Genomic DNA, 22,220 nt, shown 5'->3' with positions numbered 1-22,220 from the left:
GTCAAGGGCGTCCACAGTGTGAGCGGTACGTCTCACGTCGGTTGACGCGAAACCGGATGCCTGTTCCACTTGGCCCATGCATCGGCAGCAGTGGCTGGTCACCCGCTCCCACATCGACTTCGGTCGCGTGTGGTCCTCGTCCTGTTGAGCTGACCCCCTGCGCGCCCGCCCCCTGGGCGCCTTCGCGCGTGCTCCCGTCCTTCCTCTCCCACGCCTTCACACGCACCCCTCCCCTCGCGCCCCCCTGGCACCCCCCTCGCGCCACATCAACCCGGCCCGGATCCGCCCGGGTTCGCCGGGCGGCCCGCCTCCCCGCCCGGAGCCTGAGGTTCCGTCACAGCCGTCCGTCCCTCCGGCCGATATGAGGGACGGACTGTCGGGTCGTATCCACTTCCACGTTCACCCGAACGCACCGAGCGTCACCCATACGCCGTGGACTATCATATTTCACTCACAGTCAGCAGCGGTGTGAGTCAATACCCTTGGGGCACACGGACTCTCGACGGATCCGCTGTGCACCAGTACCGTCACAAACCCCCCGCGCGGCGTCTATCCACTTGGCGCACCGTCCGCATCATGGATGACCATAGGGATGCGGAAAGCACGAAAGACCGCTGTGAGAGGAGGCGTCCATGGGATCGGTACGCAAGGCGAGTGCGTGGCTCGGCCTCGTCGACGACAACGATGACGAGCGCTACTACGACGACGACTACTCCGAGGGGACCGAGCCCGGCGACGCCTGGGTCACCGACCCCCGGGTGAAGGTGGCGACGGACGTCGCCGAGGAGAAGGGCCGCCGGATCGGCACGGTGACCCCCGACAGCTTCCGGGACGCCCGTGCCATCGGCGAGCTGTTCCGGGAGGGCGTCCCCGTCATCATGAACCTCACGGCCATGGAGCCGGCCGACGCCAAGCGCGTGGTCGACTTCGCGGCGGGGCTCATCTTCGGCCTGCGCGGTTCGATCGACCGCGTCTCCAACCGGGTGTTCCTGCTGAGCCCGGCCGACACGGAGATCGTCAGCGGCGATCCCGGCGGGCGCCGCGAGGACGGCTTCTTCAACCAGAGCTGAGGCAGGGCCGCCCACCGGCCCTGCCCCGCTTCCGGCGTCAGTGGAAGGCGTCGATCCCGGTGAGTGCCTTGCCCAGCACGAGCTGGTGCATCTCGACGGTGCCCTCGTAGGTGAGCACCGACTCCAGGTTGGTCGCGTGCCGCATCACGGGATATTCGAGCGAGATCCCGTTGGCACCCAGGATCGTCCGTGCCGTGCGGCAGATCTCGATGGCCTCTCGTACGTTGTTGAGCTTGCCGAAGCTGACCTGCTCGGGACGCAGGCGGCCGGCGTCCATCCGCCGCCCCAGATGGTGGGCGAGCAGAATCCCCTTGTGCAGTTCCACCGCCATGTCGGCGAGTTTGGCCTGGGTGAGCTGGAAGCCCCCGATCGGCCGCCCGAACTGCTCCCTCGTCCTCGCGTACTCCACGGCCGCCTCGAAGCAGCTGCGCGCCGCGCCCATCGCTCCCCACACGATCCCGTAGCGGGCGTGGGACAGACAGCTGAGCGGGCCCCTGAGCCCGACGGCCTCCGGCAGGATGGCATCGGCGGGCAGCCGTACGTCGTCGAGGACCAGTTCGCTGGTGACACTGGCGCGCAGGGACCACTTGTGCTTGATCTCGGGCGCCGAGAAACCGGGGCTGTCGGTGGGCACCAGGAACCCGCGGATCCCGCCGTCGGTCCGCGCCCACACCACGGCGACCCCGGCCACGGACCCGTTGGTGATCCACATCTTGCGGCCGCTCAGCACCCAGTCCCCGCCGTCGCGCTTGGCGTACGTCCGCATCGAGCCGGGGTCGGACCCGTGATCGGGTTCGGTGAGACCGAAGCACCCGATGACGTCACCGGCGGCCATCCGGGGCAGCCAGCGCCCCTTCTGCTCCTCGCTGCCGAACCGGTGGATCGCGTACATGGCGAGGGAGCCCTGCACGGAGACGAGGGACCGGATCCCGGAGTCGGCGGCCTCCAGCTCCAGACAGGCCAGGCCGTACTGCACGGCACTGGCCCCGGCACAACCGTACCCGGTGAGCGACATGCCGAGGGCGCCGATGGTGCCGAGTTCCTTCGCCAGCTCCTTGATCGCCGGCAGTTCGCCCCGCTCGTACCACTCGGCGACGGACGGCAGGACACGGTCGGCGGCCCAGCTGCGGACGGTGTCCCGGACGGCGAGATCCTCCGCGTCCAGGAGGTCGTCGAGCCCCAGTGGGTCGGACGGGTCGAACGGCGGCAACGTGGACACGGATGGCCTCCGGCGTAGTCAAAAACTAGCAGCGCTAATCAGGAGACTACCGTCAGCCGTCGCCGACGAGACACCCCGCTACGCGGAGACACGCGACCTCTGCGCTTCCCGGGGACCCGGAACCTCCGCAGGAACGGCCTCGCACTGCATGGTCCGCGGCAGCCGCAGCGCCATCACCGCCCCCAGCAGCAACAACCCGGCACTCACCAGCAACGTCACATGCAGCCCGTGCACGAACGCGTCCCGCGCGGCCCGCCGCAGCGCCGCCCCGGCTCCCCCGCCGAGTCGCGCGGCCACGTCGTACGCCTCGCCGAGCGAGTGCCCCGCCGCGGCCGAGGCCGGCGCCGGCACGCCCGGCACCCGCGCGATTCCGGGGGCGTACGCCCCGTTCATCACGCTGCCGAGCAGCGCGATCCCGATCCCGGCGCCCAGCTGGTAGGAGGTCTCCCCGATCGCGGCCGCGCCGCCCGCCTGCTCGGCCGGCGCCTCGCTCAGCATCGACTCGTACGCCCCGAAGAGCGTCGTCTCCAGGCCGAAGCCCAGCAGGACGAAACCGGACAGCAGCAGCGCCGCGTTGTCCGCCCCGCCCATCGCGGTCAGGGTCAGCACCGCGGCCGCGGTCAGCAGGAAGCCGCAGCACACCATCCGGCGGGGCCCGAAGCGCCGCAGCATGCGCGCCCCCGCCAGGCCGGCGGCCATCGCCGCGACGGTCAGGGGCAGCAGCCTCAGTCCCGTCTCCAGCGGCGACAGCCCGAGCACCAGCTGCAGATACTGGGCGGCGATCAGTTCCAGCCCGACCAGCGCGAGCATCGCCAGCACAATGCACCCCACCGCCGTACTGAACGCGGGCCGCCCGAACATCCGCAGGTCCACCAGCGGATACGGCCGCCGCCGCTGTCGCCGTACGAAGAGGACCAGCAGCCCCGCACCGATCAGCAGCGGCAGCACGGTGAAGGGGCTCGCCGCCGGCTCCCCGCCGCCGAGCCGCTTCACACCGAACACCGCCCCGAACAGCCCGGCCGCCGCCATCAGCGCGCCGACCACGTCCCAGGGGCCGTTCCCGTCGCCCCGCGACTCGGGCAGCAGCATCCGGCCCACCGGCAGGCTGACCAGCATCAACGGGATGTTGATCAGGAAGACCGCACCCCACCAGAAGTGCTCCAGGAGGAACCCGCCGAGCAGCGGGCCGACCGCCGCGCCCACCGCGGCCACCGCGCTCCAGATCCCGACCGCGAGGGCGCGCTCACGCCGGTCGGGGAAGACCTGGCGGAGGATCGAGAGGGTGGCGGGCATGATCATGGCGCCGCCGACGCCGAGCAGCGCCCGGGCCAGGATGAGCGTTTCGGCGCTCGACGCGAGGGCGGCCACCGCGGAGGCGACGCCGAACAGCGCGTACCCGAGGAGGAGGACGCGTCTGCGGCCGATCCGGTCGCCGAGCGTGCCGAAGAGGATCAGCAGCGAGGCGCAGACCAGCGGGTAGACGTCGACGATCCAGAGCAGCTGGATGGCGCCGGGCCTGAGGTCCTCGGTGACGGCGGGCACCGCCACGTGCAGCACGGTCGCGTCGAGCGCGACGAGCAGCAGGCTGACGCAGAGGACGACGAGGACGACCCAGCGGTTGGCACCGGCCCCGGCCGCCCGACGGCGCGGCCGGACGGCAGCCGTGGTCGTCCCGGACATGTACGTACCTCCCAGATGATCCCTCGCGGGCGGCAGGCGACAGGTGGGGACTTCCCGTCGTACGGCCGGGGAGGAGCGGTGTCCCCGGCCCGCGCCGGTCAACGCGAGTGACTCGCCAGCGTACGCGAGTTCGTTCCGCGGACACGTGGCGGACCTCTCACGTTGGCTCGCGAACCTGTGTGGCGTACACCACTCCACCCGTTCTCGACCACGCCCCGGCGCGGCGCCCGGTTCCGCGCCCGGCCGATAATCGAGCCCGTGACCGACCTCGCGACGCGCGTGACTCCCGCCCGCGCCTCCCTCCCGCGCCGGGCGGCGCCTGCCCTCCTCGGGTACGCGGCCGTGCGCGCGCTGGGCCTGGCCGTGCTGGCCGGGTGGAGCGCGGCGCGCGGAAAGAACGCGTACACCCTGCTGACCGCCCGCTGGGACTCGCTGTGGTACGCGCGGGTCGCCGGGTCGGGCTACGGCTACGAGGTACGCCTGCCGAACGGCGACGTCCACTCCGACCTGGCGTTCTTCCCGCTGCTGCCGTGGCTGGAGCGGCTGCTGCACGCGCTCACGCCGCTGTCGTACGCCGACGCCGGCTTCGTCGTCGCCCTGCTCGCCTCCCTGGGGGCGGCCTGGGGGATCTTCGCGGTCACCGATCACGTGTACGGCTCGCGCGCGGGGGTCTGTGCGGTGCTGCTGTGGGCGGTGCTGCCGGTCGGGATCGTGCAGTCGATGGCGTACAGCGAGTCCCTGTTCACGGCCCTGGCCGCGTGGTCGCTGTACGCGGTCCTGACCGGGCGCTGGGTGAGCGCGGGCGTGCTGGCGGCGCTGGCCGGACTGACCCGGCCGGTGGGGCTGGCGGTGGTGGCCGCCGTGTGGACGGCGGGCATTGCCTCGTTCGTGCGGGACCGAAGCACGCCGGGCACCCGCGGCGCACACCGGGGCGAACACGCCCCGCCCCCGGCGGGCGTCGCCCGCGTCGAGCGCGTTCCGGCACCGGACGGCGCGCAGGAGACCACGCACGCCCCCACCGTCGGGACCGGCGCGCGGCCCACCACACACGCCTCTTTCGCCACTCACGGCGCACCCGCCCGGCGTCGCGCCCTCGGTCTGCTCCTCGCCCCGCTCGGCGCCGCCGGCTACGTCCTGTGGGTAGGCCACCGCACCGGCAAGGGCCTCCTCGGTTATCCGGACGTGCAGGCAGGCTGGCGAAACGGCTTCGACGGCGGATACGCCTTCGCCCGCTTCGTCGCCGACAAGTTCACGACAATTCCAACGGCGTTCGCCGGGTGCGCAATGATCATCGGGGTCGCCCTGCTGATCCGGCTCTACGTCGTCGGCGTACGGCAGCGCCAGCCGCTTGCCCTGCTGGTGTACACGGGTGTCGTGCTCGCCCTCGCGCTGTGCGCGTCCAGTTACTTCGGCTCCAAGCCACGGCTGCTGATGCCCGCCTTCCCGGTCCTGCTGCCGCCGGCGCTCGCCCTGGCGCGGCTGCGCACCTCCAGATCCGTGCTGGTCACGGCCGGTTTGGCGGTGGCTTCGGCGGTGTACGGCGCGTTCTGGCTGAACGGCTCCGGTCCCCCGTGACCGGCCCCCGGCGCCCCGTGAGCACCCGGGGAATTCCATCCCATCATTCGGTGAACGAATTCATAATCGGCATAAGACCGCCACCCGGCATGATCAAAGGAATTGCAGAGGTTCGCCGCGCGGGATTACGGAATCCATAGAATTCTCTTACTCCTGAGACGTTTCCCACATCACATCGTCATCACAAAGCCGCGGATTCGCCCGGGAACAGACCTCACTCGCTGTAACGTCGATTGGGTGCGTACCGAACGAAACCTCACCCGTCGTCTGGACCGGGTGTTCGCCAGGCTGGACCGTGAGCCCGAACGGCCGGCCCACATCGACGTGCCGAGGATGAGCCGGCACCGGGTCGTGCTGTTCACCGCGACCCTCGCCTTCTACCTGGCGATCGTGTGGGCCGTGGTGATCAGCTCCTGGCTGGTCCGGCTCGACTGGCAGGTCATGTTCTTCCGGCCGTACCAGCAGTGGCCGCAGATCCACGCCTTCCTCGACTACTACGTGGTGCTCGGCCAGCGCGGCCCCACCGCCGTGATGGTCGCCTCGTGGCTCGGCTGGCGCTCCTGGCGGCAGCACACCCTGCGTCCGCTGCTCACCCTCGCCGCCTCGCTGCTGCTGCTGAACATCACGGTCGGCGCCGCCAAGTACGGCATGGGACGGCTCGGACCGCACTACGCGACCGTGATCGGCTCCAACGAGATGGGCCTGGGCGGCGATATATTTCCCAGCGGCCACACCGCCAACGCGGTGGTGACCTGGGGCATCCTGGCGTATCTGGCCTCCACCCCGCGAGCCCGCCGCTGGCTGTCCGCCCTGTCGGCGGTCACCTCCCTCGGCGTCGGCCTCACCACCGTCTACCTCGGTACGCACTGGCTGAGCGACGTGCTGCTGGGCTGGGCCGCGGGCCTGCTGATCCTGCTCGCCCTGCCCTGGTGCGAGCCGCTGATCGCCCGCTCCGAGGACGCGCTGTTCGATCTGCGCGACCGCTGGCGCGAGCGTCGCCGCCGCACCGCGCCCGTCCCGGCCGTCCCGGTCACGCCGGTGGTGCTCAAGCCGCGCCCGGCGGCCGTCGAGAAGGCGGTCCCCGAACGCGAGCCGGTCACCTCGGGCCGCGCCCCGCGGGCCCCGATGCATCTGGCGCCGGGCCCGCACACGGCCCGCTCGGAACGCACCCCGGTCACCCCGGCCGGCAGCCGCCGCCCGCCGCACGCGGACCGTCTCCCGCGCGGCACGGCCCAGCCCGCCCGCCCCCTCACCGGCGGCTGACGGCCCGCACGACAGCGGGGTCCGGTACGCACGACCCACCCCGCACCGGCGAAGGCCCCGGCACCTGAACCCAGGAGCCGGGGCCTTCGTGTCGTCGCCACCGCGGTGGTTCAGCCCTTCCAGGCGCGGGCCACCCGGCCCTCGCGCACCTCGAAGTTCAGCCGTCCCGCCCGGTACTCCATGGTGATGATCGCGCCCGGCGGCAGCGCCCGTACCGTCGGCCAGCCGCGCTGCCGCGCGAGCAGCTCGGCCTGCGTCACGTCGAGGCCGACGTACCCGTCCGGACTGTCCTGGGGCTCCGCTGGCGGAGTGGGAATCGGTGCCATGCGGCCACGCTAGGCCCCCTCCGGCGGCAGAGGGAAGCCGGGACGCCGACGGCCCGCGTCCCGCCTCCGTCACACTTCTGTCACAGGGTCACGGCACCCGACCGGGTCGCCGGCACGGCGGATGCCGCGCGGCGGGCCGTCACACGTACGGGCGGTTCCGTTCCTCTTACTGGCGCATTCGAACGTAATTCGCGCGTGTCGCAGACGTCTTTCCATAACCCGCTGCGACGGCCGGAAGCGCGGGTACAGGAACGTGTCCGGGATTCTTTTCCCCTGCCGAATACCGAGGGCCCGGAACCTGACACCACATAGGAAGTTCACGCCTTCCGCACAAAACCCCCCTGGGTCCCCGGGGGGAGCGTCCGGGCCAGAGCGGCGTCGAGGCGGTCGCGTACCGCCGTGATGGCTTCGGTCAGCTCGGCGGGCTCCAGCACCTCGAAGGGAAAGCCGGTCATCATGATGTGGATGACCATCACCTCGAGGTTGGCCGCACCGCTGCGCAGGACGCAGGCGTCCGCGCCGTCGGCCTCCAGGGTTCCGGCGGACGGCGAGATCCGCTCGGCGGCCTCGTGGAGCGGGACCAGCAGCCGGACGGCCGAGTGGGTGGCGTACGCGCGCGTGGAGACGCCCCGCGACACATAGGCGGCGAGGTCCTCGGCGGGCGGCTCGCGCGGGGGGAACCGCGGGCCGTGCGGGGGTCTCGGGGTGATGCGGTCGACGCGGAAGGTCCGCCAGTCCGTCCGCTCGACGTCCCAGGCGACCAGGTACCAGCGCTGCTCGGTGCACACCAGCCGGTGCGGTTCGACGGTACGGCGGCTCTCGGTGCCGTCGTGCGCGCGGTACTCGAAGCGCAGCCGTTCGGCGTCCCGGCACAGATGGGCGAGTTCGGTGAGCAGCGCCGGGTCGACCGGGGTGGACGGAGGGCCGTTGCGCAGCATCGGCACGGTGAAGGCGTTCAGGGCGCCCACCCTGCGGCGCAGCCGGTCCGGCAGCACCTGTTCGAGCTTGGTGAGGGCGCGTACCGAGGTCTCGCCGATGCCCTCGATGCCCTGCCCGGCGGCGGTGCGCAGGCCCACGGCCACGGCCACCGCCTCGTCGTCGTCCAGCAGCAGCGGCGGTAACTCGGCGCCGGCGCCCAGCTGGTAGCCGCCGCCGGTGCCCGGACTGGCGTTGACCGGGTAGCCCAGCTCGCGCAGCCGGTCCACGTCCCGGCGGACCGTGCGCGCGGTCACGCCGAGCCGCTCGGCGAGTTCGGCGCCGGACCAGTCGCGGTGGGCCTGGAGGAGCGAGAGCAGGCGCAGCAGTCGTGCCGAGGTCTCCAACATGGGGCCGAGTCTGCCAGCCGATGCGGACAGCCGCTGTCCTCGACGGGGACAGCGGCTGTGGTGCGCAGGTGCCGGGCGCTCAGAGCGCGAGGCGCTGGCCGGGCACGATCAGGTTCGGGTCGCCGCCGATGACCTTCTTGTTGGCGGCGTAGATCCGCTGCCAGGTGGTGCCGTGCCGGGCGGCGACGGCGCTCAGGGTGTCGCCCTCGCGCACGGTGTAGTCACCGTGGGAGTCGCCGGCGGCCGAGTCGGCCGCGGGGCTTTGCGGCGTGCTCGCCGGAGCGGAGTTCGTGGCGGTGGTCTTCGCCGGGGCGGACTTCGTCGTCACGTCGCTCTTCCAGGCCGGCGTGCCGGAGGAACCGGTGCGGGCGGCCGCCGGCGCGGCGCCGGACGCTCCCGCCCGGCCCGAGCAGACCGGCCAGGCGCCCCAGCCCTGGGCCTGCTGGACCTTGCCGGCGACGGCGATCTGCGCGCTCCTGGAGGCCTGGTCGGCCGTCGGCGCGTAGGCCGAGCCGCCGTACGCGCGCCAGGTGCCGGCGGAGAACTGGAGGCCGCCGTAGTAGCCGTTGCCGGTGTTGATGTGCCAGTTGCCGCCGCTCTCGCACTGGGCGATGCGGTCCCACACTCCGTTGTCCGCCGCCGCGGCGTTGCCGGTCGCGGCCAGCAGACCGAGCGGCGCGAGCAGGGCCGCGCCGGCCAGGACGGCCGTCGTACGCACCGTGCGGGTGCTGTCGTCACGAGCGGTGTTACGGGTGGTATCGGCACATTCGGACATGTAATTCCCTCTCCACGAACCCGGGATCCCCCAAGGCGGGGCGCGGTTCCCGCGTATCGACGCGGTCCTCGCGCCCGCCCCGTCCGCGCCGGCCGGTGCCGGTGATGCTCTGCACTGGTGCGGTCGGCGGACGTACCCGAGCGGTGCTCGCTGCACACGGCGGAGCAATCTAGGGAGCGGAGACGGTCGACATCAACCAACTCCTCGTCCTTCCAGGCCAGTTCGCCGTTACCGCCGGTATCGGCGATTTTCGGCCACCCATTTCATTCGCTGATTTCATGATTTGTCGACCACCGCCCTGGGTGGACTGTGACCCACTTCACCGAGCCAAGTCCCTTGACTGTGCGCGGAGTTGACTGGGAGTGCTCGATTCCGTACCGGAAGTGACACTGTGCGGTGGATGGTTCGATTCCGTTCCCCTCCATGCGTGACTCCCGCCACAGATCGCCCGTTGTCTCCTTCGACCCAGTACCGCATCTGGAGGGAGCCACCGTGCCGCGCATGCTCGACGTCAGCGACGCCGTACGCGCCGAGATCGGCGACGAAGAAGCCGACCGGCTGCTCGCCGGGGAGAACGCCCCGGGCAGTTACGACTGCACGTCCTGCCGCACCCCGGGCGACTCCGAGCAGGAGCGCACCAGCACCGTCCTGTTCATCGGCGACGAGACCGCCGTCCTCGCCTTCGCCCACGCCAGCTGCCTGCCCTCGCAGGTGGTCCAGGTCACCGAGGAGCAGTTGCAGGGCGCGGTCCGCTCCATCAGCGGCGACATCGCGTCCTCGGGATCCCGGCAGACCGCCCCCGAGCCGGCCGTGCTCGGCGTGACCAGCGGGCTGATGCTGATCGCCGGGGAACTGCACCCCGCGCTCGTCGTCGAGCCGACCGCGCCGATCGTGCGCCCGGGCGGCACCGGGGCCGGTGACGACTTCCTCCCGCTGCTCATCGAGCAGGGCTTCATGCCGGTGCCCGAGCTGGCCTCGGTGCCCCCGGTGCTGCACGGCTGGTCGGTGCTGCTGGCGGTCGGTCAGCTGCACGCCGTCCTCCAGCCGGGCAGCGACGGCGGTCAGCCGGTGGCCTGGTGGCAGGCGCACCAGCCGCTCCAGGTGACCGACGGCTGGCGGGCCGCCGCCAACAAGCACCAGCAGGTGCTGATGTTCGCGGCGCCCGTGGGCTCCATCGGCCGTCAGCCGCGCGAGGACCTGCTGCGCGACGCGCTGGACAAGGCGGCCGCGAACGGCAAGCTGGTGGCGGCCGCGCTGCCGCTCGCGGGCACCTGACCCGCCGCCCGACCGCATCCCTGACGGCCCGGTGTCGTTTGGACATACGTGCACGCATACGACGTTCCTCCCCGCCGTCCGTCCTTCTCCGCCATCCCGTCCGCCCGGTCGGGGCAGGACTCCCCGAGCGGCCCATCGGCCACGCCGATCTACGACATGCTCTACGCGGAGTGGGTCAAGACCTTCCGCACGCTGCCGGGCGACCGCACCGGCGAGGAGGACCTGGGGTTCGTCGCCTTCGGCAGGGCCCCGCACAGCGGCGGCACGGGGTCGTACGGCGGCAACTCGTACGGGGGCACCTCGTACGGCGGCAACTCCTACAGCGCCTACAGCGCGGGGGCGTACAGCGCCCGGCAGCAGTCGTCCTCGCCGTGGCAGCGGATCGGGACGCTCGGACGGCAGCAGGACACCGGGATGCACTACGTCCCGGCGGCACTGCCGCCCGGCCAGCGCCGGGGAATGTGACGTACTCGGCTGCGTGACGTACGAACGCCGAAGGGCGGCCCCGGATCGTTCGGGACCGCCCTTTCGGCGTGTCGGCCGTGCCCGCCGGAACTACCTCCGGGTCACTTCTTCTTCGCTCCGCGCTTCTCGCGCACCCGCACCGAGATGTGGATCGGCGTGCCCTCGAAGGCGAACTCCTCGCGCAGTCGGCGCTCGATGAAGCGCCGGTAGCCCGCCTCGATGAAGCCGGAGGCGAACAGCACAAACCGCGGCGGCTTGGTGCCGGCCTGCGTGCCGAACAGGATGCGCGGCTGCTTGCCGCCCCGGACCGGGTGCGGGTGGGCCGAGACCAGCTCGCCGAGGAAGGCGTTCAGCCGGCCCGTGGGCACGCGCGTCTCCCAGCCGGCCAGGGCCGTCTCGATCGCGGGGACCAGCTTCTCCATGTGCCGGCCGGTGCGCGCCGAGACGTTGACCCGAGGCGCCCAGGCCACCTGGCCCAGCTCGGTCTCGATCTCCCGCTCCAGGTAGTAGCGGCGCTCCTCGTCGAGCGTGTCCCACTTGTTGAAGGCGAGGACGACCGCGCGGCCCGCCTCCACGGCCATGGTGACGATGCGCTGGTCCTGGACCGAGATGTTCTCCGACGCGTCGATCAGGATGACGGCCACCTCGGCCTTCTCGACGGCCGCGGCGGTGCGCAGCGAGGCGTAGTAGTCGGCGCCCTGCTGCAGGTGGACGCGCTTGCGGATGCCCGCCGTGTCGACGAACTTCCAGGTGACACCGCCCAGTTCGATCAGCTCGTCGACCGGGTCGCGGGTGGTGCCGGCCAGCTCGTTGACGACGACGCGCTCCTCGCCGGCCACCTTGTTCAGCAGCGAGGACTTGCCGACGTTCGGGCGGCCGATCAGGGCGATCCGGCGCGGGCCGCCGACGGCGGTGCCGAAGCTCTGCTCGGGCGCCTCGGGCAGCGCCTCCAGGACGGCGTCCAGCATGTCGCCGGTGCCCCGGCCGTGCAGGGCCGAGACGGGGTGCGGCTCGCCCAGGCCCAGGGACCACAGGTAGGACGCGTCGGCCTCGCCGCTCGGGCCGTCGACCTTGTTGGCGCACAGCACCACGGGCTTGCCGGCCTTGCGCAGCAGTCGTACGACCGCCTCGTCGGTGTCGGTCGCGCCGACCTTGGCGTCGACGACGAAGACGACCGCGTCGGCCGCCTCGATGGCGTACTCGGCCTGCGCGGCCACCGAGGCGTCGATGCCGAGGACGTCCTGCTCCCAGCCGCCGGTGTCGACGACCTTGAAGCGGCGGCCCGCCCACTCGGCCTCGTAGGTGACGCGGTCGCGGGTGACGCCCGGCTTGTCCTCGACGACGGCCTCGCGGCGGCCGATGATCCGGTTCACCAGGGTCGACTTGCCGACATTGGGGCGGCCGACCACGGCGAGGACGGGCAGCGGGCCGTGCCCGGCCTCCTCGATGGCGCCCTCGACGTCCTCGACGTCGAAGCCCTCGTCCGCGGCCAGCTCCATGAACTCCGCGTACTCGGCGTCGCCGAGCGCCCCGTGCTCGTACTCGTGCGCGGCCGAGCCGTCGGGCTGGTTCTGGTCGTTCATGAAGTCCGTACCTCGTCGTTCATCGTGGTGATCGGTGGAGACCGGTGCATACGGTGATCCACTACTCAAGTGTCGCCTGGCGCCCGGTCAGGCGCCTGGCGTTTTCCAGGTGGGCGCTCAGGTGCTTCTGGATGCGCTCGGTCGCCTCGTCCAGCGCCCCGCGCGTTCGCCGCCCGCTGCCGTCGCCCGCCTCGAACGGGTCGCCGAAGACGACGTCGACGCGGGAGCGCAGCGGCGGCAGCCCCTTTATCAACCGTCCGCGCCGCTCGGAACTTCCCAGGACGGCCACGGGCACGATCGGCGCCCCGCCGCGCACCGCGAAGTAGGCGAGGCCGGCCCGCAGCGCGGCGAAGTCGCCCTCGCCCCGGGTGCCCTCCGGGAAGATGCCCAGCACTCCGCCGTTCTCCAGCACCCCGAGGGCCTGCGTGACGGCCGTGCGGTCGGCGCTGTGGCGGTCCACCTTCACCTGGCCGATGCCCAGCAGGAACGGGTCGAGCGGGCCGACGAACGCCTCCTTCTTGATGAGGAAGTGCGTCGGCCGGGGCGAGACGCCCATGACCATCGGGCCGTCGATGTTGTGGGAGTGGTTGACGGCGAGGATCGCCGGGCCGGTCGCGGGCATCCGCCAGGCGCCCAGCACGCGCGGCCGCCACAGCCCGTACATCAGGCCGACCCCGATGCGCCTGCCGACCTCGGCGCCCTTCTCCGAAGGAACGGACGCCTGGGTCACTTCCCGGCCCGCTTCTCCTCGACGAGGGTGACGACGCACTCGATGACCTGCGCGAGGGTGAGGTCGGTGGTGTCCACCTCGACCGCGTCGTCCGCCTTGGCGAGCGGCGAGGTCGTACGGCTGGAGTCGGCCGCGTCCCGCTTGATCAGGGCTTCGCGGGTGGCCTGGACGTCGGCGCCCTTCAGCTCGCCGCTGCGGCGGGCCGCGCGGGCCTCCGGGGAGGCGGTGAGGAAGACCTTGAGGTCGGCGTCCGGCAGCACGGTCGTACCGATGTCCCGGCCCTCGACGACGATGCCCCGGTCCGCGGAGGCGGCCAGCGAGCGCTGCAGCTCGGTGATCCGGGTGCGCACCTCGGGCACCGCGCTGACCGCGCTGACCTGGGCGGAGACCTCCTGGGTGCGGATCGCGAGGGCCACGTCGGTGCCATCGACGGTGATCGTCGGGTTCGCCGGGTCGGTGCCCGAGACGATCTCCGGCTTGCCGGCCACGGCGGCGATCGCCGTCGGGTCCTCTATGTCGATCCCGTTGGCCACCATCCACCAGGTGATCGCCCGGTACTGGGCGCCGGTGTCCAGGTAGCTCAGGCCGAGCTGCGCGGCCACGGCCTTCGACGTGCTCGACTTGCCCGTGCCGGCGGGGCCGTCGATGGCGACAATCACGGGCTGGGCGGCGCCGTTTTCCACGGGCGGACACCTTCCTGGTGCGGGCTGGCGAGGGAGTGCGGGACGCGAGGGCGCCCCGCACAAGGTTACTGGCTCGCCGGAGCCCCTCTTACGGTGGACCGGGGCGCCGGCTCACTGCCGCAGCGCCCAGCCCCGCTCGCGCAGCGCGGCGGTCAGCACCGGCGCCGCCTTGGGCTCCACCATCAGCTGGACGAGACCGGCCTGCTGTCCCGTCGCGTGCTCGATGCGGACGTCCTCGATGTTGACCCCGGCCCGTCCCGCGTCCGCGAAGATGCGGGCCAGCTGGCCGGGCTGGTCGTCGATGAGGACGGCCACGGTCTCGTAGACGCGCGGGGCGCTGCCGTGCTTGCCCGGTACCCGCACCTGCCCCGCGTTGCCGCGCCGCAGCACGTCCTCGATGCCGGCACCGCCCTCGCGCCGCTTCTCCTCGTCCGAGGACTGCAGCGCGCGCAGGGCACGCACCGTCTCGTCCAGGTCGGCGGAGACGTCCGCGAGCAGGTCGGCGACCGGCCCGGGGTTGGCGGACAGGATGTCGATCCACATCCCGGGGTCGGAGGCGGCGATCCGGGTCACGTCCCGGATGCCCTGCCCGCACAGCCGTACGGCGGCCTCCTCGGCGTGCTCCAGCCGCGCGGCGACCATGCTGGAGACCAGGTGCGGCATGTGGGACACCAGGGCCACCGCGCGGTCGTGGGCGTCGGCGTCCATGACGACCGGCACGGCCCGGCAGTGCGAGACCAGCTCCAGGGCGAGGTTGAGCACCTCGGTGTCCGTGTCCCGGGTGGGGGTGAGCACCCAGGGGCGGCCCTCGAAGAGGTCACCGGTCGCGGCCAGCGGGCCGGACTTCTCACGGCCCGACATGGGGTGCGTGCCGATGTACGCCGAGAGGTCGAGGCCGAGTGCCTCCAGCTCGCGGCGCGGGCCGCCCTTGACGCTGGCCACGTCGACGTAGCCCCGGGCCAGGCCCCGGCGCACGGCGTCCGCGAGCACGGGGGCGACATGGGCCGGGGGCGCGGCGACGATGGCGAGGTCGACGGGGCCCTCGGGCGCCTCGTCCGTGCCGGCCCCGAGCGCGGCGGCCGTACGGGCCTGTCCGGGGTCGTGGTCGGCCAGGTGGACGACGACTCCGCGTCCGGTGAGGGCGAGCGCGGCGGAGGTGCCGATGAGCCCGGTGCCGATGACGAGCGCGGTCCTCACTGGGCGATGTCCCTGCGCAGGGCGGCCGCGGCGCCGAGGTAGACGTGGGCGATCTCGGCGCGCGGCCGGTCGGACTCGATGTGCGCGAGGATCCGCACGACCCGGGGCATGGCGCCCTCGATGTCCAGCTCCTGGGCGCAGATCAGCGGTACGTCGACGATGCCCAGCTTGCGGGCGGCGGCCGCCGGGAAGTCGCTGTGCAGGTCGGGGGTGGCGGTGAACCAGATGCTGATCAGGTCGTCCGCGCCCAGTCCGTTCCGCTCCAGGACGGCGGTGAGCAGGGCGCCCACCTGCTCGTCCATGTGACCGGCCTCGTCCCGCTCCAGTTGGACGGCCCCCCGGACCGCTCGTACCGCCACGGCGCTGCTCCTTGCTGGATGTGTATCGCTCTTGGTCCGTCCAGCGTAGTCAGACCGCGCCGGGCGGGCTCGTCGCGCCCGCCCGCTGAGACGGTGTTCGGAGGGCACGCTTCCTTCGCCAATGGCGCGCTTGATGCAAAAATGCCCGTTGTTACATCTTTGCCCAGAATTGCTCCTCCTCGGGCCTTCCTCGGGGGGTTACTCGGCTTGCCCAGACGTTCGGAGTGACGACATGACCCACGAAACGACGCGGCGCACGGCTCTCGGGACGGGCGCGGCGGCGCTCGCCGCGGTGTGCGTGGGCTGCGGCGGCAACAGCAGCAGCAATGGCAGCGGCGGCAGCGGTTCCTCGTCGCCGTCCTCCACCGGCGGGGCGGAGCTCGCGCGGACCGGTGACATCCCGGAGGGCGGCGGCAAGATCTTCAAGGAGAGCAAGGTCGTCGTCACCCAGCCGGCGAAGGGCGAGTTCAAGGCCTTCTCCGCGATCTGCACCCATATGGGCTGCACGGTGGACCAGGTCGCGAGCGGCACCATCGACTGCCCCTGCCACGGCAGCCAGTACCGCATCGCCGACGGCTCGGTGGTCCGCGGCCCCGCGCCCCGGGCACTGCCCGCCCGGTCCATCACGGTGGAGGGAAATTCGATCCGGCTGGCGTGAGGTGCCCGCGTACGCTCCGGGCATGCAGCCCGAGGACCTGGTACGCGACCACACGATCTACGCCTGCGTCATGGGTTCCCGGGCGTTCGGTCTGGCGACACCGGACAGCGACATCGACCGGCGGGGCGTCTTCGTGGCCCCCACACCCCTGTTCTGGCGCTTCGAGAAGCCGCCGACGCATGTGGAGGGGCCGGCCGAGGAGCAGTTCGCCTGGGAGCTGGAACGGTTCTGCGAACTGGCGCTGCGCGGCAACCCGAACATCCTGGAGTGCCTGCACTCGCCCCTGGTCGAGTACGCCGACGACACCGGCCGCGAGCTGCTCTCCCTGCGCGGCGCCTTCCTCTCCCGCCGCGCCCACGACACCTTCACGCGATACGCGGAGGGCCAGCGCCGCAAGCTCGACGCCGACGTGCGCGTCCACGGCGCCCCGCGCTGGAAGCACGCGATGCATCTGCTCCGGCTCCTGACGAGCGCCCGCGACCTGCTGCGCACCGGTGAGCTGACGGTCGATGTCGGTCAGGAGCGCGAGCCGCTGCTGGCGGTGAGGCGGGGAGAGGTGCCCTGGCCGGAGGTGGAGTCCCGGATGGCCCGCCTGGCGGCCGAGGCGGAGGCGGCCCTGAGCCGCACCCCGCTCCCGCCGGAACCGGACCACGCGCGCGTGGCGGACTTCGTGTTCCGCGTCCGCCGGGCCTCGGCAGTGGCTTAGGCCCTGTCGGCCCGGACGCCCTCCAGCCGGAGCCGGACCACCAGGTCGTGCAGGGCGTCGTGGGCGGTGGGGGCCTCGGGCAGCGCGGAAGCGGTCTGCGCCTCGTCGAGCAGGGTGTGCAGCCGCTCCACGTCCGCCGCCACGCGCGCGTGCCCGACCTCGGCCGCGCCGTGCTCCCGCTCCGCCTTCGCGGCGATCAGCTCGGGCAGATAGCCGGGACCGTCCACCTCGCCGAGGAGCGTGGGCAGATGGGCCTGCACCTCGCCGCTGCGCATCAGATGGATGCCGGTGAGCAGCACCCGGAAGGTGTAGAGCAGCGGCTTGAGTTCGCCGGTCTTCTCGAACAGCCGCCACTGCGTCACCGCGAACCCCCGGTAGTGGTGGGCGTGGTGGCTGGTCAGGACGCCGGGCGCGAGCGCGGTCAGTTCGCGGTGGGCGTCGGTGGTGTGCACGACCAGCGGCGAGAGCAGCTGCTCCAGCACATAGCCGTTGCGCCGCAGCATCAGCCGGACGAACTTGCGCAGGTCGTGGGTGACGAGGTCCATCTCGACGCCGTAGCGCACCCAGGCCCGGGAGCGGGTCTCCTCCGGGTCCCGCAGCCCCACCAGGTCGGCCGCGGGCAGCAGATGGACGCCACGCAGGTCCAGGTCGGAGTCCTGCGAGGGGAAGCCGTACAGGTGTGCTCCGGAGACGGTCGCGAACAGCAGGGGGTCGGGCTGTTCGGCGACGACGGGCGCCAGGTCCAGGTCGAGGTCGTCGATCATGGTCTAAGCGTCCCAGAGCGCTCCGAGGGTGAGCAGGTCGCCCCGGTACTCGATCCGGTCGGCCCACTCGGCCGGCCAGGCGTCCGCGCCCAGCCAGGCACCCGCGAAGGCACCGGTCAGACAGGCGATGGAGTCCGAGTCGCCGGAGGAACAGGCGGCCCGGCGCAGGGCGTTGACGGGTTCGTCGGGCAGGAGCAGGAAGCACAGCAGGCCGGTGGCCAGGGCCTCCTCGGCGATCCAGCCCGCGCCGGTGGCCAGGCACGGGTCGTCCTCCACGGAGGCGGTGCGCACGGCGTCCGCCAGACGGTCCAGGATCTCCAGGCACTCGTCCCAGCCGCGCGCGATGAACTGCTCGGGACCCGGGTCCTGCGCGTGGGCCCACAGGTCGCCGAGCCAGGCGTGGTGGTAGCGGGTGCGGTTGTCGTGGGCGTAGGAGCGCAGCCGGTCGATCAGGCCGGCCGGTTCGGTGCCCTGGGCGAGCAGGTGGACGGCGCGGGCGGTGAGGTCGGAGGCGGCCAGGGCGGTGGGGTGGCCGTGGGTGAGCCCGGACTGCAACTGGGCCGCGCCGGCCCGCTGTTCGTCGCTCAGCCCGGGGGCGAGCCCGACCGGCGCCACCCGCATGTTGGCCCCGCACCCCTTGGAACCGACCTGGCTGGCCTCCTGCCAGACGCGCCCCTGCGCCTTCAGCAGCTCGCAGGCGCGCAGGCAGGTGTTGCCGGGGGCGCGGTTGTTCTCCGGCGACTGGTACCAGTCCACGAACTCCTCGCGCAGCGGCCGCTCCAGCCGCTTGGGCGCGAGCACCCCGCGGTCCATGGCGGTCCGCAGGGCCCGGCCCACGGCCAGCGTCATCTGCGTGTCGTCGGAGACGAAGGCCTGCCGGGGCAGCTTCATCCCGTTCCACGGCCCGCACTTGGCCAGGATGGACGGGACGTCGTTGAACTCCGTCGGGAAACCGAGCGCGTCCCCGAGGGCGAGACCCACCAGGGATCCGGTGGCGGCACGCTTGCGGACGGTGGTCGTGGTCATGCGGGGTGTCCTTCCGGGGACGGCCGGAGCAGGGGCGGGTGCAGGGTGGTGGCGGTGCCCGCGCGGTAGAGCGCGGCCGGCTTGCCGCGGCCGCCGGTCAGCCGGGCGGCGCCGGGCACGGGTTCGACGAAGCCGGGGGTGGCGAGCACCTTGCGGCGGAAGTTGGGCCGGTCCAGTCCGGTGCCCCAGACGGCCTCGTACACCCGCTGCAGCTCGCCGAGCGTGAACTGGGGCGGACAGAAGGCGGTGGCGACGCAGCTGCACTCCAGCCGGGCCCCGATCCGGTCGTGGGCGTCGGCCAGGATCCGGTCGTGGTCGAAGGCGAGGGGGCGCGCGGTGTCGTACGGCAGCCAGCGGGCCTGGGCCGCGTCGCCGCCGCCGCGTGGTTCGGGGGCGTCGGGCAGCAGCGCGGTGAAGGCGACCGAGACGACCCGCATCCGGGGGTCGCGGCCGGGTTCGCTGTAGGTCCGCAGCTGCTCCAGGCGCAGCCCGGACACGTCCGACAGGCCTGTCTCCTCGGCCAGTTCACGCCGGGCGGCCCGCTCGGCGGACTCGTCGGGCAGCACGAAGCCGCCGGGCAGCGCCCAGTGTCCGGCGTACGGCTCCTGTCCGCGCTCGACGAGCAGGACGTGCAGGGCGCCCTCGCGCAGGGTCAGGACGGCCAGGTCGACGGTGACGGCGAACGGTTCGTAGGCGTGCTTGTCGTACGCCTGCCTGTCGTGGCCGGGTTCGTCGTGGCCGCGCACGAGCACCCCCTTTAATAGTCATATCGACTATAAAAGGGGGTGTCCTGGTCCACAAGTCCTACAGGTCGACTTCCTTCATCAGCATGCCGACCTCGGTGTTGGACAGCCGCCGCAGCCAGCCCGACTTCTGGTCGCCCAGGGTGATCGGGCCGAAGGAGGTGCGCACCAGCTTCTCGACCGGGAACCCGGCCTCCGCCAGCATCCGGCGCACGATGTGCTTGCGGCCCTCGTGCAGGGTCACCTCGACCAGGTAGTTCTTGCCGGTCTGCTCGACGACCCGGAAGTGGTCCGCGCGCGCGTACCCGTCCTCCAGCTGGATGCCGTCCTTCAGGCGCTTGCCCAGGTCGCGCGGGATCGGGCCCACGATGGCGGCGAGGTAGGTCTTCTTCACGCCGTACTTGGGGTGGGTCAGCCGGTGGGCCAGCTCGCCGTGGTTGGTGAGCAGGATGACGCCCTCGGTCTCGGTGTCCAGCCGGCCGACGTGGAAGAGCCGCGTCTCACGGTTGGTGACGTAGTCCCCGAGGCACTGGCGCCCCTCCGGGTCCTCCATGGTCGACACGACACCGGCGGGCTTGTTCAGCGAGAAGAACTGGTACGACTGCGTCGCCACCGTCAGGCCGTCGACCTTGACCTCGTCCTTCTCGGGGTCGACCCGCTTGCCCTGCTCCAGCACGATCTCGCCGTTGACCTCGACCCGGGCCTGCTCGATCAGCTCCTCGCAGGCGCGCCGGGAGCCGTAGCCCGCGCGCGCGAGCACCTTCTGCAGGCGCTCGCCCTCCTGCTCGGCGCCCGGGAAGGTCTTGGGCAGCTTGATCTCCTTCTTGCCCGCGTACCGGTCCCGGTTGCGCTCCTCGACCCCCGTCTCGTACTCCCGGGAGCGCGCGGGGGCCGTCCGGCCGCCCTGCTGGGGCTTCTTCGGGCCGCCCTTGGCGCCGCCGCGGGCCGCGCCGCCCCGCCCGGCCTTGGGGCCGTCCGTGGTGGCGCCGGGACCCACGTCGTAGCGGCGCTCCTCGGGGCGGGGCTTGCGGGGACGGCCCTGCCCCTGCTTGTCGTCCCTGTTGTTGCCGGCACCGCGGTAGTTACCGCGCCCGCCACCGCTCTTGCCGCTGCCGCTGCTTCGCATCAAAGTTCCGTCTTAGTCGTCTGCGTCGTCTGCGCCGGGCGCGTCGGGCGCGTCCGGGTCGAACGACGGGACTCCTTCCTGGGTCTCGGCCTCGATCGCCTCCGCCTCCGGGAGGAAGGGCGCGAGTTCCGGAAGTTCGTCCAGGCCGCGCAGGCCCATCCGCTCCAGGAAGTAGTTCGTCGTCCTGTACAGGATCGCACCTGTTTCGGGTTCCGCGCCCGCCTCCTCGACCAGACCGCGCTGCAGGAGGGTGCGCATCACACCGTCGCAGTTGACTCCGCGTACGGCGGAGACGCGGCTGCGGCTGACCGGCTGGCGGTAGGCGACGACCGCGAGGGTCTCCAGCGCCGCCTGGGTGAGGCGGGCCTGCTGGCCGTCCAGGACGAAGCCCTCGACGGCGGCGGCGTACTCGGGGCGGGTGTAGAAGCGCCAGCCGCCGGCGACGAGTCTCAGCTCGAAGCCGCGGCCCTGGACGGTGTACTCGTCGGCCAGTGCCCGCAGGGCGTCGGCGATCTGCCGCCTGGGCCGCTGGAGGATCTTCGCCAGGTGCTCCTCGGTCGCGGGCTCGTCCACGACCATGAGGACCGCCTCCAGGGCGGGTCTGAGATCGAGTGCGGCGACGCCGCCGTCCGGGCCCGTGGAGGGGCGGGTGGTCTCCTCGGTCACGTCTTCTGCTCCTCCTCGGGCTTCTCGGGGGGCCGGTCGAACTCGTCGGTGACCCGGGGCGTCCCGGCGCCGTCCCCGCCGGTCCAGCGCACGACGAGGTCGCCCAGGGCGGTCTCCTGGTCCAGCGCGACGGCCTTCTCGCGGTACAGCTCCAGCAGCGCGAGGAAGCGGGCCACGACCGTCAGGGTGTCGTCGGTGTCCTCCACCAGCGCCCGGAAACTGGCCTCGCCCAGCTCCCTGAGCCGTGCGATCACGATCGCGGCCTGCTCCTGCACGGAGACGAGGGGTGCGTGGATGTGGTCGACGTACACCTGCGGCCTGGGCTTCGGCTGCATCGCCTTGACCGCGAGCCTGGCGAACCCTTCCGCGCCGATGCTGATGACGACCTCGGGCAGCAGGTCGGCGTGATGGGGTTCGAGACCGACGGTACGGGGATAGCGCCGGCCCTCCTCCACCAGCCTCCGGTTGAAGATGTCGGCGATCTGTTTGTACGCGCGGTACTGCAGAAGCCGGGCGAACAGCAGGTCCCGGGCCTCCAGGAGCGCCAGGTCGGCCTCGTCCTCGACCTCGGCTGTGGGCAGCAGCCGGGCCGCCTTCAGGTCCAGCAGGGTCGCCGCGACGACCAGGAACTCGGTCGTCCGGTCCAGGTCCCAGTCGGGCCCCATGGCCCGGATGTGCGACATGAACTCGTCGGTGACCTTGGACAGGGCGACCTCGGTGACGTCCAGCTTGTGCTTGGAGATCAACTGGATCAGCAGATCGAAGGGCCCCTCGAAGTTGGCGAGCCGCACGGTGAAGACACCGCCGGAGCCCCCTTCGGCTTCGGCCTGCGGGGCCCCACCCTCCGGAGTTCCGGCCCCGGCGGCTCCAGACCCAGGGGTCCCGGTCTCAGGTTCTCCTGGCTCCGGGGTTCCCGGCTCGGCGGCCTCGGGCCCAGCGCCTTCCGGCCCAGCAACTCCAGGTTCACGAGTCCCCGGCTCGGGCGTCCCCGGTTCCGGGCATCCCG

Annotated in this window: 23 protein-coding genes; 7 read left to right on the top strand and 16 right to left on the bottom strand. The window is 72.2% G+C overall.

The genetic code is table 11. From position 1 onward, the window contains the following. The first annotated feature begins 632 nt into the window (after positions 1-632). On the top strand, positions 633-1,070 hold the full coding sequence (locus tag ACFYMM_RS33440; protein WP_388393544.1) for a cell division protein SepF: 438 nt from the start codon (positions 633-635) through the stop codon (positions 1,068-1,070). 37 nt (positions 1,071-1,107) lie between these two features. Here ACFYMM_RS33440 and ACFYMM_RS33435 read toward each other — a convergent pair whose 3' ends face one another. Beyond that, on the bottom strand, positions 1,108-2,280 hold the full coding sequence (locus ACFYMM_RS33435; RefSeq protein WP_388393795.1) for an acyl-CoA dehydrogenase family protein: 1,173 nt from the start codon (positions 2,278-2,280) through the stop codon (positions 1,108-1,110). A gap of 87 nt (positions 2,281-2,367) precedes the next feature. After that, positions 2,368-3,969, bottom strand: a complete 1,602-nt coding sequence (locus ACFYMM_RS33430) for an MFS transporter (RefSeq protein WP_388393541.1) — start codon at positions 3,967-3,969, stop codon at positions 2,368-2,370. A gap of 258 nt (positions 3,970-4,227) precedes the next feature. On the opposite strand from ACFYMM_RS33430, the gene ACFYMM_RS33425 reads away from it, so the two are divergent. Both ACFYMM_RS33425 and ACFYMM_RS33420 read left to right on the top strand, forming a co-directional pair. Further along, positions 4,228-5,544 (top strand): mannosyltransferase family protein, encoded by a 1,317-nt coding sequence (locus ACFYMM_RS33425; protein ID WP_388393538.1) that lies wholly within the window; start codon positions 4,228-4,230, stop codon positions 5,542-5,544. Between the two features lie 237 nt (positions 5,545-5,781). Further along, positions 5,782-6,807: a phosphatase PAP2 family protein gene (locus ACFYMM_RS33420; RefSeq protein WP_388393535.1), complete on the top strand. Its 1,026-nt coding sequence runs from the start codon at positions 5,782-5,784 to the stop codon at positions 6,805-6,807. Between the two features lie 110 nt (positions 6,808-6,917). Here the strand turns inward: ACFYMM_RS33420 and ACFYMM_RS33415 are convergent, their stop codons facing one another. The 3 genes from ACFYMM_RS33415 to ACFYMM_RS33405 all read right to left on the bottom strand — a co-directional run bounded on the left by ACFYMM_RS33415 (position 6,918) and on the right by ACFYMM_RS33405 (position 9,233). Continuing rightward, the gene (locus tag ACFYMM_RS33415; RefSeq protein ID WP_388393532.1) at positions 6,918-7,133 is read right to left on the bottom strand and encodes an I78 family peptidase inhibitor; all 216 of its coding nucleotides are present in this window, start codon (positions 7,131-7,133) and stop codon (positions 6,918-6,920) included. Positions 7,134-7,450: 317 nt separating this feature from the next. Beyond that, positions 7,451-8,458: a helix-turn-helix transcriptional regulator gene (locus ACFYMM_RS33410; protein ID WP_388393529.1), complete on the bottom strand. Its 1,008-nt coding sequence runs from the start codon at positions 8,456-8,458 to the stop codon at positions 7,451-7,453. Positions 8,459-8,537: 79 nt separating this feature from the next. Further along, positions 8,538-9,233: a transglycosylase family protein gene (locus tag ACFYMM_RS33405; protein WP_388393526.1), complete on the bottom strand. Its 696-nt coding sequence runs from the start codon at positions 9,231-9,233 to the stop codon at positions 8,538-8,540. A gap of 492 nt (positions 9,234-9,725) precedes the next feature. Here ACFYMM_RS33405 and ACFYMM_RS33400 point away from each other — a divergent pair, with 492 nt between their 5' ends. Continuing rightward, the gene (locus ACFYMM_RS33400) at positions 9,726-10,508 is read left to right on the top strand and encodes a hypothetical protein (RefSeq protein WP_388393523.1); all 783 of its coding nucleotides are present in this window, start codon (positions 9,726-9,728) and stop codon (positions 10,506-10,508) included. A gap of 48 nt (positions 10,509-10,556) precedes the next feature. Next, positions 10,557-10,973: a hypothetical protein gene (locus ACFYMM_RS33395; protein ID WP_388393521.1), complete on the top strand. Its 417-nt coding sequence runs from the start codon at positions 10,557-10,559 to the stop codon at positions 10,971-10,973. Positions 10,974-11,074: 101 nt separating this feature from the next. Here ACFYMM_RS33395 and der read toward each other — a convergent pair whose 3' ends face one another. The 5 genes from der to aroH all read right to left on the bottom strand — a co-directional run bounded on the left by der (position 11,075) and on the right by aroH (position 15,525). After that, positions 11,075-12,556: a ribosome biogenesis GTPase Der gene (gene der / locus ACFYMM_RS33390; RefSeq protein ID WP_388393520.1), complete on the bottom strand. Its 1,482-nt coding sequence runs from the start codon at positions 12,554-12,556 to the stop codon at positions 11,075-11,077. Between the two features lie 61 nt (positions 12,557-12,617). After that, positions 12,618-13,325 (bottom strand): lysophospholipid acyltransferase family protein, encoded by a 708-nt coding sequence (locus tag ACFYMM_RS33385; RefSeq protein ID WP_388393518.1) that lies wholly within the window; start codon positions 13,323-13,325, stop codon positions 12,618-12,620. Then, positions 13,283-13,969: a (d)CMP kinase gene (gene cmk / locus ACFYMM_RS33380; protein ID WP_388393516.1), complete on the bottom strand. Its 687-nt coding sequence runs from the start codon at positions 13,967-13,969 to the stop codon at positions 13,283-13,285. Before cmk ends, ACFYMM_RS33385 begins: the two co-directional genes overlap by 43 nt. A gap of 111 nt (positions 13,970-14,080) precedes the next feature. Beyond that, the gene (locus tag ACFYMM_RS33375; protein WP_388393514.1) at positions 14,081-15,166 is read right to left on the bottom strand and encodes a prephenate dehydrogenase; all 1,086 of its coding nucleotides are present in this window, start codon (positions 15,164-15,166) and stop codon (positions 14,081-14,083) included. Continuing rightward, entirely contained in the window at positions 15,163-15,525 is a 363-nt protein-coding gene (aroH, locus tag ACFYMM_RS33370; RefSeq protein WP_388393512.1) for a chorismate mutase, read from the bottom strand. The genes ACFYMM_RS33375 and aroH overlap by 4 nt, the downstream gene beginning before the upstream one ends. Before the next feature lie 232 nt (positions 15,526-15,757). Here aroH and ACFYMM_RS33365 point away from each other — a divergent pair, with 232 nt between their 5' ends. Both ACFYMM_RS33365 and ACFYMM_RS33360 read left to right on the top strand, forming a co-directional pair. Then, positions 15,758-16,183, top strand: a complete 426-nt coding sequence (locus ACFYMM_RS33365; RefSeq protein WP_388393510.1) for a Rieske (2Fe-2S) protein — start codon at positions 15,758-15,760, stop codon at positions 16,181-16,183. A 22-nt stretch (positions 16,184-16,205) separates the two neighbouring features. Beyond that, positions 16,206-16,889: a DNA polymerase beta superfamily protein gene (locus tag ACFYMM_RS33360; RefSeq protein ID WP_388393508.1), complete on the top strand. Its 684-nt coding sequence runs from the start codon at positions 16,206-16,208 to the stop codon at positions 16,887-16,889. On the opposite strand, the gene ACFYMM_RS33355 is transcribed toward ACFYMM_RS33360, so the two are convergent. From ACFYMM_RS33355 to ACFYMM_RS33330, 6 genes are all read right to left on the bottom strand, one after another. Continuing rightward, complete coding sequence (locus ACFYMM_RS33355) at positions 16,886-17,653, bottom strand: DNA polymerase beta superfamily protein (protein ID WP_388393506.1); 768 nt, start codon at positions 17,651-17,653, stop codon at positions 16,886-16,888. The genes ACFYMM_RS33360 and ACFYMM_RS33355 overlap by 4 nt on opposite strands. Before the next feature lie 3 nt (positions 17,654-17,656). Then, positions 17,657-18,679: an ADP-ribosylglycohydrolase family protein gene (locus ACFYMM_RS33350; RefSeq protein WP_388393504.1), complete on the bottom strand. Its 1,023-nt coding sequence runs from the start codon at positions 18,677-18,679 to the stop codon at positions 17,657-17,659. Further along, positions 18,676-19,425 (bottom strand): NUDIX domain-containing protein, encoded by a 750-nt coding sequence (locus tag ACFYMM_RS33345; protein ID WP_388393501.1) that lies wholly within the window; start codon positions 19,423-19,425, stop codon positions 18,676-18,678. The genes ACFYMM_RS33350 and ACFYMM_RS33345 overlap by 4 nt, the downstream gene beginning before the upstream one ends. A gap of 58 nt (positions 19,426-19,483) precedes the next feature. Then, complete coding sequence (locus tag ACFYMM_RS33340) at positions 19,484-20,548, bottom strand: pseudouridine synthase (RefSeq protein WP_388393498.1); 1,065 nt, start codon at positions 20,546-20,548, stop codon at positions 19,484-19,486. 12 nt (positions 20,549-20,560) lie between these two features. Further along, a complete protein-coding gene (scpB, locus tag ACFYMM_RS33335; protein ID WP_388393496.1) occupies positions 20,561-21,214 on the bottom strand; it encodes an SMC-Scp complex subunit ScpB in 654 nt (217 codons plus the stop codon). Continuing rightward, positions 21,211-22,220, bottom strand: a 1,010-nt coding sequence (locus ACFYMM_RS33330; RefSeq protein WP_388393494.1) for a segregation/condensation protein A, incomplete at its 5' end; no start/stop codon positions are given. The genes ACFYMM_RS33330 and scpB, both read right to left, overlap by 4 nt.

The organism is Streptomyces sp. NPDC006739, from assembly GCF_042869815.1.
GTDB lineage: Bacteria > Actinomycetota > Actinomycetes > Streptomycetales > Streptomycetaceae > Streptomyces.
The sequence above is the reverse complement of the archived record's forward strand: the minus strand, read 5'-3'. Positions and strand labels throughout refer to the sequence as shown.